General features: G+C 60.3%; 17 protein-coding genes. 9 read left to right on the top strand and 8 right to left on the bottom strand.

Features of this window, described 5'->3' with window-relative positions:
- Positions 1 to 13: 13 nt before the first annotated feature.
- The 4 genes from FRH_RS08190 to FRH_RS08175 are packed head-to-tail and all read left to right on the top strand — an operon-like array spanning position 14 to position 2,971.
- Complete coding sequence (locus FRH_RS08190; RefSeq protein WP_139528311.1) at positions 14 to 358, top strand: Spx/MgsR family RNA polymerase-binding regulatory protein; 345 nt, start codon at positions 14 to 16, stop codon at positions 356 to 358.
- 42 nt (positions 359 to 400) lie between these two features.
- Positions 401 to 1,426 carry a 2,3,4,5-tetrahydropyridine-2,6-dicarboxylate N-succinyltransferase gene (gene dapD, locus FRH_RS08185; RefSeq protein WP_219862684.1) on the top strand — a complete coding sequence of 342 codons (1,026 nt, stop codon included), beginning with the start codon at positions 401 to 403 and terminating at the stop codon, positions 1,424 to 1,426.
- Positions 1,413 to 2,585: a succinyl-diaminopimelate desuccinylase gene (gene dapE / locus FRH_RS08180; protein WP_219862682.1), complete on the top strand. Its 1,173-nt coding sequence runs from the start codon at positions 1,413 to 1,415 to the stop codon at positions 2,583 to 2,585. The genes dapD and dapE overlap by 14 nt, the downstream gene beginning before the upstream one ends.
- A complete protein-coding gene (locus FRH_RS08175; protein WP_139528308.1) occupies positions 2,582 to 2,971 on the top strand; it encodes a hypothetical protein in 390 nt (129 codons plus the stop codon). Before dapE ends, FRH_RS08175 begins: the two co-directional genes overlap by 4 nt.
- A 61-nt stretch (positions 2,972 to 3,032) precedes the next feature.
- Here FRH_RS08175 and FRH_RS08170 read toward each other — a convergent pair whose 3' ends face one another.
- Positions 3,033 to 3,563, bottom strand: coding sequence for a cold shock domain-containing protein (locus tag FRH_RS08170; protein WP_139528307.1), 531 nt, complete (start codon positions 3,561 to 3,563; stop codon positions 3,033 to 3,035).
- Positions 3,564 to 3,673: 110 nt separating this feature from the next.
- On the opposite strand from FRH_RS08170, the gene FRH_RS08165 reads away from it, so the two are divergent.
- The gene (locus FRH_RS08165; RefSeq protein WP_139528306.1) at positions 3,674 to 3,922 is read left to right on the top strand and encodes a SlyX family protein; all 249 of its coding nucleotides are present in this window, start codon (positions 3,674 to 3,676) and stop codon (positions 3,920 to 3,922) included.
- Between the two features lie 22 nt (positions 3,923 to 3,944).
- On the opposite strand, the gene ald is transcribed toward FRH_RS08165, so the two are convergent.
- From ald to radC, 7 genes are all read right to left on the bottom strand, one after another.
- The gene (gene ald, locus FRH_RS08160; protein ID WP_281998038.1) at positions 3,945 to 5,063 is read right to left on the bottom strand and encodes an alanine dehydrogenase; all 1,119 of its coding nucleotides are present in this window, start codon (positions 5,061 to 5,063) and stop codon (positions 3,945 to 3,947) included.
- A 179-nt stretch (positions 5,064 to 5,242) separates the two neighbouring features.
- Positions 5,243 to 5,680, bottom strand: coding sequence for a thioesterase family protein (locus tag FRH_RS08155; protein WP_139528304.1), 438 nt, complete (start codon positions 5,678 to 5,680; stop codon positions 5,243 to 5,245).
- A gap of 48 nt (positions 5,681 to 5,728) precedes the next feature.
- Positions 5,729 to 6,919: a class I SAM-dependent rRNA methyltransferase gene (locus FRH_RS08150; protein ID WP_139528303.1), complete on the bottom strand. Its 1,191-nt coding sequence runs from the start codon at positions 6,917 to 6,919 to the stop codon at positions 5,729 to 5,731.
- 79 nt (positions 6,920 to 6,998) lie between these two features.
- Complete coding sequence (gene mutM, locus FRH_RS08145) at positions 6,999 to 7,826, bottom strand: bifunctional DNA-formamidopyrimidine glycosylase/DNA-(apurinic or apyrimidinic site) lyase (RefSeq protein ID WP_281998037.1); 828 nt, start codon at positions 7,824 to 7,826, stop codon at positions 6,999 to 7,001.
- A 136-nt stretch (positions 7,827 to 7,962) separates the two neighbouring features.
- On the bottom strand, positions 7,963 to 8,118 hold the full coding sequence (rpmG, locus tag FRH_RS08140) for a 50S ribosomal protein L33 (protein WP_009098622.1): 156 nt from the start codon (positions 8,116 to 8,118) through the stop codon (positions 7,963 to 7,965).
- A gap of 37 nt (positions 8,119 to 8,155) precedes the next feature.
- Positions 8,156 to 8,392, bottom strand: coding sequence for a 50S ribosomal protein L28 (gene rpmB / locus FRH_RS08135; protein WP_038481085.1), 237 nt, complete (start codon positions 8,390 to 8,392; stop codon positions 8,156 to 8,158).
- A gap of 263 nt (positions 8,393 to 8,655) precedes the next feature.
- Positions 8,656 to 9,330 (bottom strand): DNA repair protein RadC, encoded by a 675-nt coding sequence (gene radC, locus FRH_RS08130; protein WP_153843439.1) that lies wholly within the window; start codon positions 9,328 to 9,330, stop codon positions 8,656 to 8,658.
- A gap of 218 nt (positions 9,331 to 9,548) precedes the next feature.
- Between radC and coaBC the strand changes: the two genes are divergently transcribed.
- The 4 genes from coaBC to argB all read left to right on the top strand — a co-directional run bounded on the left by coaBC (position 9,549) and on the right by argB (position 13,697).
- Positions 9,549 to 10,805, top strand: a complete 1,257-nt coding sequence (gene coaBC, locus FRH_RS08125) for a bifunctional phosphopantothenoylcysteine decarboxylase/phosphopantothenate--cysteine ligase CoaBC (RefSeq protein ID WP_281998036.1) — start codon at positions 9,549 to 9,551, stop codon at positions 10,803 to 10,805.
- A gap of 2 nt (positions 10,806 to 10,807) precedes the next feature.
- The gene (dut, locus tag FRH_RS08120) at positions 10,808 to 11,269 is read left to right on the top strand and encodes a dUTP diphosphatase (RefSeq protein WP_139528299.1); all 462 of its coding nucleotides are present in this window, start codon (positions 10,808 to 10,810) and stop codon (positions 11,267 to 11,269) included.
- Between the two features lie 42 nt (positions 11,270 to 11,311).
- The gene (locus FRH_RS08115; RefSeq protein WP_153843437.1) at positions 11,312 to 12,700 is read left to right on the top strand and encodes a phosphomannomutase/phosphoglucomutase; all 1,389 of its coding nucleotides are present in this window, start codon (positions 11,312 to 11,314) and stop codon (positions 12,698 to 12,700) included.
- Positions 12,701 to 12,797: 97 nt separating this feature from the next.
- The gene (argB, locus tag FRH_RS08110; RefSeq protein WP_054644931.1) at positions 12,798 to 13,697 is read left to right on the top strand and encodes an acetylglutamate kinase; all 900 of its coding nucleotides are present in this window, start codon (positions 12,798 to 12,800) and stop codon (positions 13,695 to 13,697) included.
- Positions 13,698 to 13,707: the final 10 nt, after the last annotated feature.

The raw sequence follows: 13,707 nt of genomic DNA, 5'->3' as shown, positions 1-13,707 counted from the left end.
GAAAGGAGGCTGTATGCTGACGCTCTATATGATTCACAACTGCGACACCTGCCGCAAAGCACGCAAAGCGCTGGACGACAAAGCGCTGATGTATAAAACCCACGACCTGCGTAAAGATGGCCTGTCGGCGGCACTGCTCGAACACATCTTGAATCGCGCGCCGCTGGTCGAGGTGATCAACAAGCGGAGTAAGACCTGGCGCGAGCTCTCCGATGAAGAGAAGGATTTTGATGCCAACTCGGCGCGCCAGCTGTTGCTTCAGCACCCCACGCTGCTCAAGCGGCCGCTTTTGGAACTCGACGACGGTACCATCATGATCGGCTATCAAGACGGCGACTACGATTCGCTAAGTGGCTAATCCTGACCGACACCTCTCACCAACCTCTAAGGAATACGCGTTATGCTGAGCTTCGCGCTTGGAATCGGCACCCAAAACACCCAGGGCGACTGGCTGGAAATCTACTACCCGGCTCCACTACTCCACCCAGACGAGCGCCTGGTCGCAGCGGCCAAGGAAGCCCTGGACGCACCAACAGGCAATGCCCCGGTCAGTTTCCTGCCAGAAGATTGCACCCGCTTGGCCAAAGCGCTGGAAGCGGCAGGCCACTCCGACCAGGCCGCACTGGCAGAGTCACTGGCGGCGAGCCAGCGTCCGCTGGTGGCGATGTTCTTAGAGAGCGATCAGCCGCCGCAAACCGCGCCTGAGGTGTATCTAAAACTGCATCTGCTGTCGCACCGCTTGGTGAAGCCCCACGGCCTGGACCTGACCGGTATGTTCGGCTTGCTGCGTAACATCGCCTGGACCAACGAAGGCGCCATCGACATCGAAGAGCTGCCCGCCCGCCGCCTCAAGGCACGCCTGGCTGGCCGCGCGCTGTCCGTCGACTGTGTCGATAAATTCCCCAAAATGACCGATTACGTGGTGCCTAGCGGCATCCGCATCGGCGACACCGCCCGCGTGCGCCTGGGCGCTTACCTGGGCGAGGGCACCACGGTCATGCACGAAGGGTTCGTCAACTTCAACGCGGGCACCGAAGGCCCCGGCATGATCGAAGGGCGTATCTCTGCCGGCGTTATGGTCGGCAAAGGCTCTGATCTGGGCGGCGGCTGCTCCACCATGGGCACGCTCTCGGGCGGTGGCAACATCATCATCAAAGTGGGCGAGGGCTGCCTCATCGGCGCCAATGCCGGTATCGGTATTCCGCTGGGCGACCGCTGTACCGTAGAAGCGGGTCTGTACATCACCGCAGGCTCCAAAGTGACACTGTTGGATGACAAGGGCCAAGACGTCAACACCGTCGCCGCCCGCGAGCTGGCAGGCCAAGACGACCTGCTGCTGCGTCGCAACTCACAAAATGGCCGCATCGAGTGCTTGACCAATAAAAGCGCCATCGCGCTGAACGAGGCGCTACATGCCCATAACTGAGCCTGACTCACTGTCGCCGACGCTCACGCTGGCGTTCGACCTGCTGAGCCGGGCATCGGTGACACCCGACGATGAAGGCTGCCAAGACCTGATGATCGAGCGCTTAACGGCGCTCGGTTTCCATATCGAGCAGCTCCCCTTTGGTGATGTAAAGAATTTTTGGGCCGTGCGCGGCCACCACGGGCCGGTGATCGCGTTTGCCGGACATACCGATGTGGTGCCCAGCGGCCCCCATACCAACTGGGAATTCCCGCCGTTCGAGCCCTGTATCGACGACCAGGGCATGCTCTGCGGGAGAGGCGCAGCGGACATGAAGGGCAGCCTGGCGGCGATGCTGACGGCAGTGGAGCGCTTTGTGGCGCGCTACCCCAATCACGAGGGTCGCATTGCGTTTTTGATCACCTCCGACGAGGAGGGGCCTGCCATCGACGGCACCCGCGCAGTGGTCGAGCATCTTCGCGAGCGCAATGAGCGTTTGGACTACTGCATCGTGGGCGAGCCCTCCTCTACCGCTCGCCTGGGCGACGTGATCAAAAACGGGCGGCGCGGCTCTTTGGGCGGCGTGCTTCACGTCAAAGGGGTGCAGGGCCATGTGGCCTACCCTCACTTGGCACGCAACCCTATCCATCAGGCGATGCCTGCGCTGGATTCGCTCGTCAACGAGCATTGGGACGCGGGCAATGACTTCTTCCCTGCGACCAGTTTTCAGATCTCCAACGTGCGTGCCGGAACGGGCGCCACCAACGTGATTCCAGGTGACGTGGAAGTCGTGTTCAACTTCCGTTACTCCACCGACGTCACCCACGACGAATTACGCTCACGCACCGAAGCGATCTTGAATGCGCATGGCCTCGAGTATCATCTGGATTGGACGTTGAACGGCGAGCCCTTCCTGACCGCAGAAGGCGAGCTCGTGGATGCCACGATTCGCGGCGTAGAAGCCGTCACCGGCGAACGCCCGCAACTCTCCACCAGCGGCGGCACCTCGGATGGTCGCTTCATTGCCACCTTGGGCACCCAAGTCGTCGAGCTTGGCCCACTCAACGATACCATCCACAAGGTGAACGAACGGGTGCGCGCCAGCGACTTGGACGAGCTGAGCCGTATTTACGAAGCGACGCTTCAGGCGCTGCTGACCACCGACGAGGTAAGCGTATGATGGAGCGGTTTCCAGACATAGAAGTGTATCTGGCGCAGGCCACGCTGGATGATGTCAACGCCTGGCTGGCCGAGGTGCTCAGTGCGCCGCCGCTTAGCCCAGCAGGCAAAGGCAAATGGAAAACCCGCGGCCAACACCAAGGCGATAGCGTCCCGGTACTCCTGGTGGATAACGCCGCCGATGGCTTTGCCAGCCTCTGGTTCGACAGCAGCCAGACGCCGTGGCACACCGATCAGGAGTGCGCTCAGCATGCCGCTGAGGCGCTGCAGGTAGAAGTTCGCTGCTCGCTAGGCGGCTGGCATCCCGGCGATGACCCTGACCGTTTTTGGCAAGTTCTACCCAGCGGCCAAGAGCGTGCCATCGAATGGCCCGATTCGGGCCGCTAAACGCAAAAACCCCCGCCAATGCGGGGGTTTTCTCTACCAGCAAGGGACGCTGTGAGAACGCTTACTCGATAATACTCACATCATCGGCCTGCAGGCCACGATCGTTTTTGATCACGTGATAGCGAACGATTTGGCCTTCGGCCAGCATCCGTGGGCCGCGGCCACGGATGGCACGAAAGTGAACGAATACGTCCTCTCCGTTATCGCGGGTAATGAAGCCGTAACCTTTATTGGTATTGAACCACTTGACCTCTCCCTCTTCACGGCCATCGTTGGGATCGATGATGTCTTCTTCATCATCGTCCGCTACCGGCGACGTCGCTTGAGGCTGACGCGGTGCTGGTTTCACTCGGGCAACGTCCGCTTTGACCACCATGGGCGGCGCCAGGGCAGCGGCGGCTAACGTGCCAATGAACAACATGACAAAGCAGCCAAGGGCGACGGCGGCATACACACTAAACGCCGCGCCAGCTAGCCACTGTTCAGCCATCGGTGCATTGGTTAAATGAACAATCCCCGCCAACAAAAGCGGCGTGGGGGCGGCCAGTAAGATACTGATAAAGAAACAGCGAAAAACAACTTTTGGGTTCATAGATGATGAAAGCTCTCTTGTTGTATGGGTAACAGACGAAGGACAATACTCGAACTACCAGGCCCATTCCTAACAGTACCGAGCATACTACACAAGGTGATGATGTTATCATGACAAACGATTTATCGCCTGCCGAGCTCACTCAACGTCTTGAATCGTTGGAGAGTCGGCTGGCTTATCAAGAGCACTGGCTGGATACGCTCGACCAAGCGGTCGCCCAGCAAGAACGACGCTTGGAAAAACTCGAGCAACTCAGCGCCTTGATGCGCGAACGGCTACGTGAACAGCATCAGGCGCTCCAAGCAGGCGATAGCCAAGGCAGCTTTCGCCCTGAAGATGACGTTCCGCCCCACTATTGAGCATTAGACACGCTTCAGCCCTTTATCGCCCCACCACACTGCTGGGGTCGACGCTCGCCAAGCCAAAGGCCTCGGCGACCGCACGGTAAGTGATCTGGCCATTATGAACGTTCAGACCGGGCAAGAAGTGCGCATCGTCGGCGAGCGCCTTTTGCCAGCCTTTGTCGGCGAGTGCCAGCACGAACGGCAGCGTGGCGTTGGTCAGCCCTAGCGTAGACGTACGTGCCACGGCACCGGGCATGTTGGCCACACAGTAGTGCACGATGCCATCGACGAGATAGGTGGGCTCGGCGTGGGTGGTGGGCTTGCTGGTTTCAAAGCAGCCGCCCTGATCGATCGCCACGTCGACCAGCACGCTCCCCGGCTTCATGTCTGCCAGCATGGCGCGCGTGATCAGCTTGGGTGCTGCAGCCCCAGGAATGAGCACGGCGCCCACGATCATGTCCGACTCCCTGGCCGCGTGATCCAACGCATCGGCCGTGGAGTAAACGGTCTTGATGCGCCCTTGATAGCGATCATCCAGCACCTCCAGCCGGGCAATGGATTTGTCCAGGATCGTGACGTCCGCGCCTAGCCCCAGCGCCATGCGGGCGGCGTTTTCGCCGACGACACCGCCGCCGATCACCGTTACCTTGCCCGGCGACACACCGGGGACACCCGGCAACAGCACGCCGGAGCCGCCCTGCGCTTTCTCCAGGCTGTGCGCCCCCGCCTGCACGGCCATTCGACCCGCCACGGTACTCATGGGGGCAAGTAGCGGCAGACCGCCTTTGGCGTCGGTAATGGTTTCGTACGCAATACAGGTGGCACCGCTGTCCATTAGCCCTTGGGTGAGCGACTGTTCAGCGGCTAAGTGCAAGTAGGTAAACAGCGTATGCTCAGGGGTGAGACGCGCGACCTCCTCTGGCTGCGGCTCTTTGACTTTCAAGATCAGCTCGGCGTGTTGCCACAGCGCCTCCACGCCCTGTTCGATGGTGGCTCCCGCGCTTTGATAAGCACTATCGGGAAAGCCTGCGCCTTCGCCCGCCCCGCTTTCCACGCAGACATGATGGCCACGCCCGGTTAGCTCGCGTACCCCTGTGGGCGTGAGTGCAACACGGTACTCGTGATTTTTGATCTCTTTGGGGACGGCAATTTTCATGACTGAACTCTCCACAATCCGGATGAACGACACGTCGCTCACTGCATTACAGCACAGCCGGTGAGAACCACCACCCCTATGAATCAAAACGAAAAAAACGCCGGCTAAGGCGTTTTTTAACAGAAAGATCTAGCGCTTGAGCGCAGCGCACGAAAAAATCGACGCCACTCAGTAGCGCATCACCCTTCCTCTACTACCGCACTACCATAGAGACGCTGATACTCCTCGGGCAGGCGCTTTGGACGACCGCTGGAGAGCGCCACGCAGGCAAAGCGAGTACGGGCATTGAGCAGCGTTTTGCCATCGTCGATACGCTTGAGCTGGAAGCGACGCGTCAGACTAAAACGCCCGTCGCACGCGACGATCCAGGTCGCGAGCTGCAGCGCATCCCCTAAAAAGGCTGGCGCGAGGTAGTCCAGCTCGTGACGATGGACCACCATCGCCCTATCCAGCGTTCGGTAACGCTCGAGAGAGAGCCCCAATGCCTCGGAGTGGGCCCAGCTAATTTGCTCGACCCAACGCAAGTACTCGCTGTTGTTGACGTGCTGGTAGGCATCGATCGCCTCTGGCAGCACCTCCAGGTCAATGACAAACGGGTCTGGCAGTGCCCACTCCATGTGACTCGCTCCCTGTCTACCTACCTCATGACGACGATTTGCGGATGATTAATCGCGGAATACGCGAACACCCAGCGCCTTCAAATAGGCCGTTTCTGGAATGGCCGGGTGTACCGGGTGATCCGGCCCTTGGTGGCCCTGGAAGATAACCTGTCCGTGACGATCCTGATGGCGCACCGCACCGCGCACCACGTCGACCAACCGCTCGGACGCCAAGTGCATGGAGCAAGACGCCGACAGCAGCAGGCCGTCGCGGCCCAGCAGACGCATCGCCTCACGGTTGAGACGCGAGTAGGCGCGCTCACCGTTGGGGATATCCTTGCGCTTTTTGATGAACGCCGGCGGATCGAGAATCACCACGTCGAACTGCTCGCCATCGGCCTTCAGCGCCGCCAGGGCTTCGAAGGCGTCGCCTTCGCCGATGGCCACCTGCTCTTGGACACCGTTCAGCTCGGCGTTGCGCGCCACTTGCTCCAGCGCCGCGCCAGAGGCGTCCACGCAGAGCACTTCGGAGGCGCCGCTGGCGGCTGCCTGGACGCCCCAGCCACCGACGTAGCTGAAGACGTCCAGCACGCGTTTGCCAGCCACTTGGCCGTTGAGCCAGGCGCGGTTGACACGATGGTCATAGAACCAGCCGGTTTTCTGGCCATTCAGCACCGGGACGGCAAAGGTCACGCCATTCTCGACCAGCAGCACTTCATCGGGTAGCGTGCCTTTGACCACCTCCACGTGGGCTTCCAGGCCCTCCTGGCGGCGGCCACCGGTGTCGTTGCGAAACACGATCGTGCTTGGTTTGACGACTTTCTCCAGTGCATCGACGATCTCCTCCGCCAATGCCTGCATACCCGCCGTGTTGAGCTGCACCACCAGCACGTCGCCAAAGCGGTCGATGACTAGCCCCGGCAGCAGGTCGCCTTCCCCATGAATCAGACGATAGAAGGGCTGATCGAAGAGACGCTGACGCAGCGCCAGCGCCTGATTGAAGCGATGCACGAACAGCGAGCGGTCCAGGCGCATTTCCGGGTCTCGAGACATGATACGCGCACAGATCAACGAGTGCGGATTCACGTAGGCCACGCCCAACGTTTTTCCGTTGGAGGCCTCTACGAGCGCGGACTCACCCGCCGCGAAGTTCTTTAACGGCGTCTCTTTGATATCGACTTCGTTGGAGTAGATCCACAGATGGCCAGCCTTCAAGCGGCGATCGGCGTTCTTGTTCAGGCGCAGGCGTTGAGTCACAACAATCTCCAAAAAAGCAGGCCGGCAGCGCTCTAGCGCTGCTCAAATAAGCAAAATGGGTCGCCGCGCGAGGCGACGCTTAACGCTGGCAGCCAGGGCAGAACACGCTGGCCCGCTGCCCCAGGGTAATACGCCTCAGCTCGCTGCCGCAGCGTAGACAGGGCTGCCCGTGGCGACCGTACACGTTCAGCCGCTGGGCAAAGTAGCCGGGTTCGCCCTGGCCGCTGACAAAGTCGCGCAGCGTGGTGCCGCCTTGGGTGATGGCCGCCGCCAACACCTCTTTCACGGCGGCCGCCAGCGCATCGTAGCGGGCTCGGGAAATACGCCCCGCCGCACGGCGCGGGTCGATGCCCGCCATGAACAGCGCTTCGGCGGCGTAGATATTGCCCGCGCCCACCACCACGCGGTTATCCATCAGAAAAGGCTTGACCGCTACGCGCTTGTCGCGGGACAAGCGGTAGAGCCACTGGCCGTCGAAGGCCTCGCTGAGCGGCTCGGGGCCCAAGTGAGCAAGGCGGGTATCGCGACTGCCGTCGCCCTGCCGCCAATCGACGAAACCGAACCGCCGCGGATCATGATAGCGCAGCACGTAACCGCTAGCCGTCACGACGTCCACATGATCGTGTTTTTTGGGCACGTCGCCCAGGCGCGCAATACGCAGGCTTCCCGACATGCCCAGGTGCCACAGCAGCGTGGCGCTGCCTTTGGGTGTGGCCAGCGGCATCTGCAAATACTTGGCACGGCGTGAAAGCTCGCCGACGCGCGCGCCGATCAGCCGATCGGCCAGATCGTCAGGCACTGGCACCCGCAGGCGCGGCTGGCGCACCCGCACTTCGGTAATCTCTTGCCCTTCGATATAGGGGGCAATGCCACGTCGCGTGGTTTCTACTTCAGGCAATTCGGGCATGATGAAAGCCTATGATGACAGCGCCATGACAGATGACCCGTCAGCGCCCTAACGACAGACATGCAAAAACCCGGCTTTGGGCCGGGTTTTTCAACAGGCGCTCGCCTGCGGTGAAAGCCGATCATCGTAACCGCGATTACTTAATCTTGGCTTCCTTGTAGATAACGTGCTTACGGACCACCGGGTCGTATTTCTTGAATTCGAACTTATCCGGGGTGTTCCGCTTGTTCTTATCAGTGGTGTAGAAGTGGCCAGTACCGGCACTAGACACCAGCTTGATCTTATCGCGCATGGTTTAACTCTCCCAAAAGTGCGTAGCAAAAGCTCGCTTAGATTGCGTCGCCGCGTTTGCGGATATCGGCCAGAACCGTCTCGATACCTTTCTTGTCGATGATGCGCATGCCTTTAGAGGAAACGCGCAGCTTGACGAAGCGGTTTTCGGATTCAACCCAAAAACGATGGGTGTGCAGGTTCGGCAAGAAACGACGACGTGTCTTACGCTGGGAGTGAGAAACGTTGTTACCAGTTACCGGACGCTTGCCGGTAACCTGACATACTTTGGACATGAGAGCCTCCAACCGCTTGGCGAGTTGTTCAAAACTGTCGGGCAAACCGGAGCAGGGAGGGAGTCGACGCAGTTAACCGCCTAGCTGTACCCAAATCCGTTATTCAACCCAAGTTCAAAGGTGGCACTTTATACCAGAGCACCTGGCTACCAGCAAGCGAAACCGCCCAAAAAGGCCAAAAAAGCGCGTTTCTGGACAATTTACTTAGAAAAGGGGCATCGGCCCTACGACCCGCCGCGCGTTTTCTCCTGCTGAGTTGATGACTATAGCCAGCCACGCTCGGCAAACGACACCACGTCTCCGTCTCCTACCACGAAATGATCGAGAACCCGCACGTCAAAGAGTGCAAGGGCATCTTTCAAGCGCTCGGTGATACGTCGATCGGCATCACTGGGCTCCGCTACACCCGAGGGGTGATTGTGGGCCAGGATGACAGCACCAGCGTGTAGTTCCAACGCACGCTTGGCAACTTCGCGGGGATAAACGGATGCGCTGTCTAGGGTACCGCGAAATAGGGATTCATAGCGAATAATTCGGTGCTGAGTGTCCAAAAAAAGGACCGCAAACTCCTCGTGTCCCAAGTGACGGAGTTGAGAACTCAAATAGTGACGCACCAGCGCTGGCGACGTCAGCGCGTTACCCCGGGCCAGCTGACTGGCCAAATGACGCCGCGAAAGCTCCAGGGTGGCCTGTAGCTGAGCAAACTTGGCATTCCCCAATCCCCGAGCGGCACAGAACTGGGCTTGGTCGGCTTCCAGCAACTGCCTTAAACCACCAAAGCTGGTCAGCAAGTCCCGCGCTAAATCCACCGCAGAGCGTCCTTGTACGCCAACGCGCAGAAAAATGGCGAGAAGCTCAGCATCCGAGAGAGCCTGCGCGCCCATCGTCAGCAGTTTTTCCCGCGGCCGCTCCCCCTCGGGCCAATGATTGATTCCCATCCACGCCTCCTTGCCCATGCACTGCCGTTATCGGCCTAGTTAAAGAGAGAGCGCCGCCTTCAAACGCCAACTCAATGGCGCCGCCTCACTATACCTAGCCCCTACATTTGCCGAGCATGCCAAAATAATCGGTCAAATGGTATGGTAAGCGCCTTGTTGATCGTCACACTGGACTGCCGACCATGGCCTCATTTTCGCATTCCCCTTTGTCATCACGTATGTCATCACGTACGTCGTCACTTGCGGGTAAGCGCCTGCTGCTCGGCGTTAGCGCGGGCATTGCGGCGTATAAAAGCGCGCTGATCGTACGACTGCTCAAGCAGGCGGGCTGCGAGGTTCGCGTGGTGATGACGGAGGGCGCTCAGGCCTTCATTACGCCGCTGACACTTCAGGCGCTCTCGGGGGAGCCGGTGCGTACGTCGCTGCTAGATCCAGAAGCGGAAGCCGGCATGGGCCATATCGAGCTGGCCCGCTGGGCCGACGCCATCGTGATCGCGCCCGCCACGGCCGATCTGATCGCACGATTGGTGCACGGCATGGCGGATGACTTATTGACCACGCTCTGTTTGGCGTCCGAGGCGCCGCGCCTCATCGCGCCAGCGATGAATCAAGCCATGTGGCGCCACCCCGCCACTCAGCGCAACGTGTCACAGCTGGCCAGCGACGGCTGGCAGCTGATAGGCCCTGCTGCGGGCGATCAAGCCTGCGGCGATGTCGGCCCAGGGCGCATGAGCGAGCCTGATGAGATTCTGGAGGCCGTGAGCCGCCATTTTGCACCGCCCATTACCCCCTCGGCCAGCGCCCCCCATGTCGTGATTACCGCTGGACCCACGCGGGAGGCGCTAGACCCTGTCCGCTACCTGTCGAATCACAGCTCGGGGAAGATGGGCTATGCCCTGGCGGCCGAGGCGGCCGCGCAAGGCGCACGAGTGACGCTGATCAGCGGGCCGGTGAACCTACCCACGCCGACAGGCGTCGAGCGGCTCAACGTCGACACGGCCCTGCAGATGCACGAGGCAGCGCTCGATCTCGCGCCAACCGCCGCGCTGTTCATTGGCTGCGCAGCGGTAGCCGACTACCGCGCCGCCAACGCGGCCGAGCACAAGCTGAAAAAAACCGACGACCAGGACACCCTAACGCTCACGCTGGTGAAAAATCCCGACATCATTGCCGATGTGGCGGCGCTACCGGACGGCCAGCGCCCCTTTGTCGTGGGCTTTGCCGCCGAGACCCAAGACATCGAGCGTTACGCCCAGGATAAGCTCGCCCGCAAAGGGCTCGATATGATCGTCGCTAATGATGTTTCCCAACAGGGGCTGGGATTTGGCAGCGACGACAACGCGGCGCTGCTGCTATGGCGAACATCCGACGGCAGTGACCGACTCGTCGCACCGCCACAGCCTAAAACGCAGCTGGCCGCGCTGATCGTTCGGCACGCCCTCACCCACCTCTCTTTGACCTCTTCTGGAGCCTAACCATGAGCAGTTCCCGCCCTCGCCTACAGTGCAACGTCCTGGACGAGCGCCTCCACGACTATCTCCCCACCTATGCCACGACAGGCTCTGCGGGCATGGACTTGCGGGCGTTGCTGGATGAGCCGTTGACGCTCGCCCCCGGCGAATGCCAGCTCGTGCGAACCGGGCTTGCCATCTATATTGAAGACTCGGGCTTAGCGGGCATGATTTTGCCACGCTCGGGCCTGGGCCATAAACACGGCATCGTACTGGGCAACCTGGTGGGTTTGATCGACTCCGACTATCAGGGAGAGCTGATGATCTCGGTTTGGAACCGAGGCCAACACAGCTTCACCGTGACGCCGTTCGAGCGGCTGGCCCAGTACGTCTTGGTGCCCGTGGTGCAGGCCGACCTCGACATCGTCGAGCGCTTCAACGACTCCTCCCGCGGCGGCGGCGGTTTCGGCAGCACCGGTCGCCAATAGCTCGCCTTACGACGCCCCCTTTTGCCTTTTCAAGGATCGATGATGACCGTACCCGCTTCGATATTTCGCGCCTATGACATTCGCGGCGTCGTCGATGACACGCTCGACGATGCCACCACCGAGCTGATTGGCCGCGCCGTCGGCTCCGAAGCGGCCGCTCGCGGCGAACACACGGTGATTGTGGCGCGGGACGGCCGCACGTCTGGGCCACGCCTGCAGGCGGCGCTCATTCGCGGCCTGCAGGCCGCGGGAAGAGACGTGATCGATATCGGCATGGTGCCCACGCCGGTTCTCTATTTTGCCACTCACACGCTCGCAGAGAGCTGCTCAGGCGTGATGCTCACCGGTAGCCACAACCCGCCGGATTACAATGGCTTCAAGATCGTCCTGGCGGGCGACACCTTATCGGGCGACGCAATTACTGCGCTCTTTGAGCGCATTCAAGCAGGTAACTTCACCCAAGGCGACGGTCGCGTGCGCCACCACGATCTGCGCGCCACCTATCTGGAACGCATCTTGAGTGATGTGAAGGTTACGCGCCCGCTTAGCGCCGTGGTGGATTGCGGCAACGGGGTGGCTGGCGAGCTAGGCCCGCAGTTGCTCGAGCGATTGGGAGTAACGACCACGCCGCTCTATGCCGAGATCGATGGGCGCTTTCCTAATCATCACCCCGACCCCGGCAAGCCTGAAAACCTCCAAGACCTGATTCACCACGTTCAACACAGCGGAGCCGACATCGGCCTGGCCTTCGACGGCGACGGTGACCGCCTGGGCGTCGTGACGCCTCGTGGACGCATGATTTACCCCGACCACCTGATGATGCACTTTGCCACCGATATGCTGTCGCGCAACCCTGGCGCCAAGGTGGTCTTCGATATCAAGTGCACCGGCAACTTGGCCAAGGTGGTTAGCGAGGCTGGGGGTGAACCCGAGATGTGGCGCACCGGGCACTCGCTCATCAAAGCGCGCATGAAAGAGACGGGGGCACTGCTCGGCGGTGAGATGAGTGGCCACCTTTTTTTCAAAGAGCGCTGGTACGGTTTTGACGACGGTCTCTACTCAGCCGCCCGGCTGCTGGAGATTCTTGCCCAATTCCCAGGGGATGCGGATACCTTCTTCGACCAATTTCCTCAGGATGTGAGCACGCCCGAAATCAACATCAGCGTGGCCGATGACAAAAAATTTACCATTATCGAGACGCTTGCCAGAGAGGGCGACTTCGGCGAAGGTATCAAAACCACGCTGGATGGCATTCGCGTCGATTACCCCGACGGCTGGGGTTTATGCCGCGCCTCGAATACGACGCCCGCCCTGGTGCTGCGTTTCGAAGGAAAGGATAGCGCTGCACTTGCTCGCATCCGTGGGCGTTTTGCCGAAGCGCTCCACGGCATCGCACCGACACTGACCATACCGGCCACCACAACGACATGATCGCGCCTTTAGAACGCGCGACGTGTTAAACACGCTGTGATTGCCAGCCGCGCACAGCCATGCAACAGACATTAAAAAAGAGCCAAGGGACATCGTCATGAGTTCAGCTAGTCGCGACCCTCAGGTCGTCGTGGAGGTGCTGTCAGAAGCGCTTCCCTACATTCAGCAATTCTCCGGCAAAACCGTCGTCGTCAAATACGGTGGCAACGCCATGACCGAAGATACGCTGATCGACTCATTTGCTCGTAACATCGTGCTGATGAAGGAGGTCGGCATTAACCCCGTGGTGGTACACGGCGGTGGGCCGCAAATTGGCAGTCTGCTGGAGAAACTCAATATCGAATCCCGCTTCGTCAACGGCATGCGGGTCACCGACTCGCAGACCATGGACGTGGTCGAGATGGTGCTGGGCGGCTTGGTCAACAAGAGCATCGTCAACCTGATCAATCAAAGCGGCGGCAAAGCGATTGGCCTGACGGGGAAAGATGGTGCCCAAATTCGCGCCCGCCAGCTCAAAGTAGAGCATCAAAGTCCGGAAATGACCGCGCCGGAGATCATCGACATTGGCCACGTGGGCGAGGTGGAGTCGATCTCTACCGATCTCATCGAGATGTTGGCCGCGCGTGATTTCATACCGGTCATCGCACCTATCGGGGTAGATGACAAAGGCAACAGCTACAACATCAACGCCGATTTGGTAGCAGGCAAGCTAGCCGAAGCGCTGAACGCCGAAAAACTCATGCTGCTAACCAACGTGGCGGGTTTGATGAATAGCGAAGGTAAGGTATTGACCGGACTCACGACCGTTCAGGTAGACGGCTTGATTGCCGACGGCACCATCTACGGCGGGATGCTCCCCAAGATCCGCTGTGCACTGGACGCGGTGAAAGGTGGTGTCAACAGCGCCCACATCATCGATGGTCGCGTGCCCCATGCCGTACTGCTGGAAATCTTTACCAACGCCGGGGTAGGCACCCTGATCACTGACGCAGGCTAATCGCGACGGA

This window comes from Halomonas sp. A020 (assembly GCF_027943625.1).
In the GTDB taxonomy this organism is placed as follows: Bacteria; Pseudomonadota; Gammaproteobacteria; order Pseudomonadales; family Halomonadaceae; genus Vreelandella; species Vreelandella piezotolerans.
This window is presented reverse-complemented; position numbering and strand designations above follow the sequence as displayed.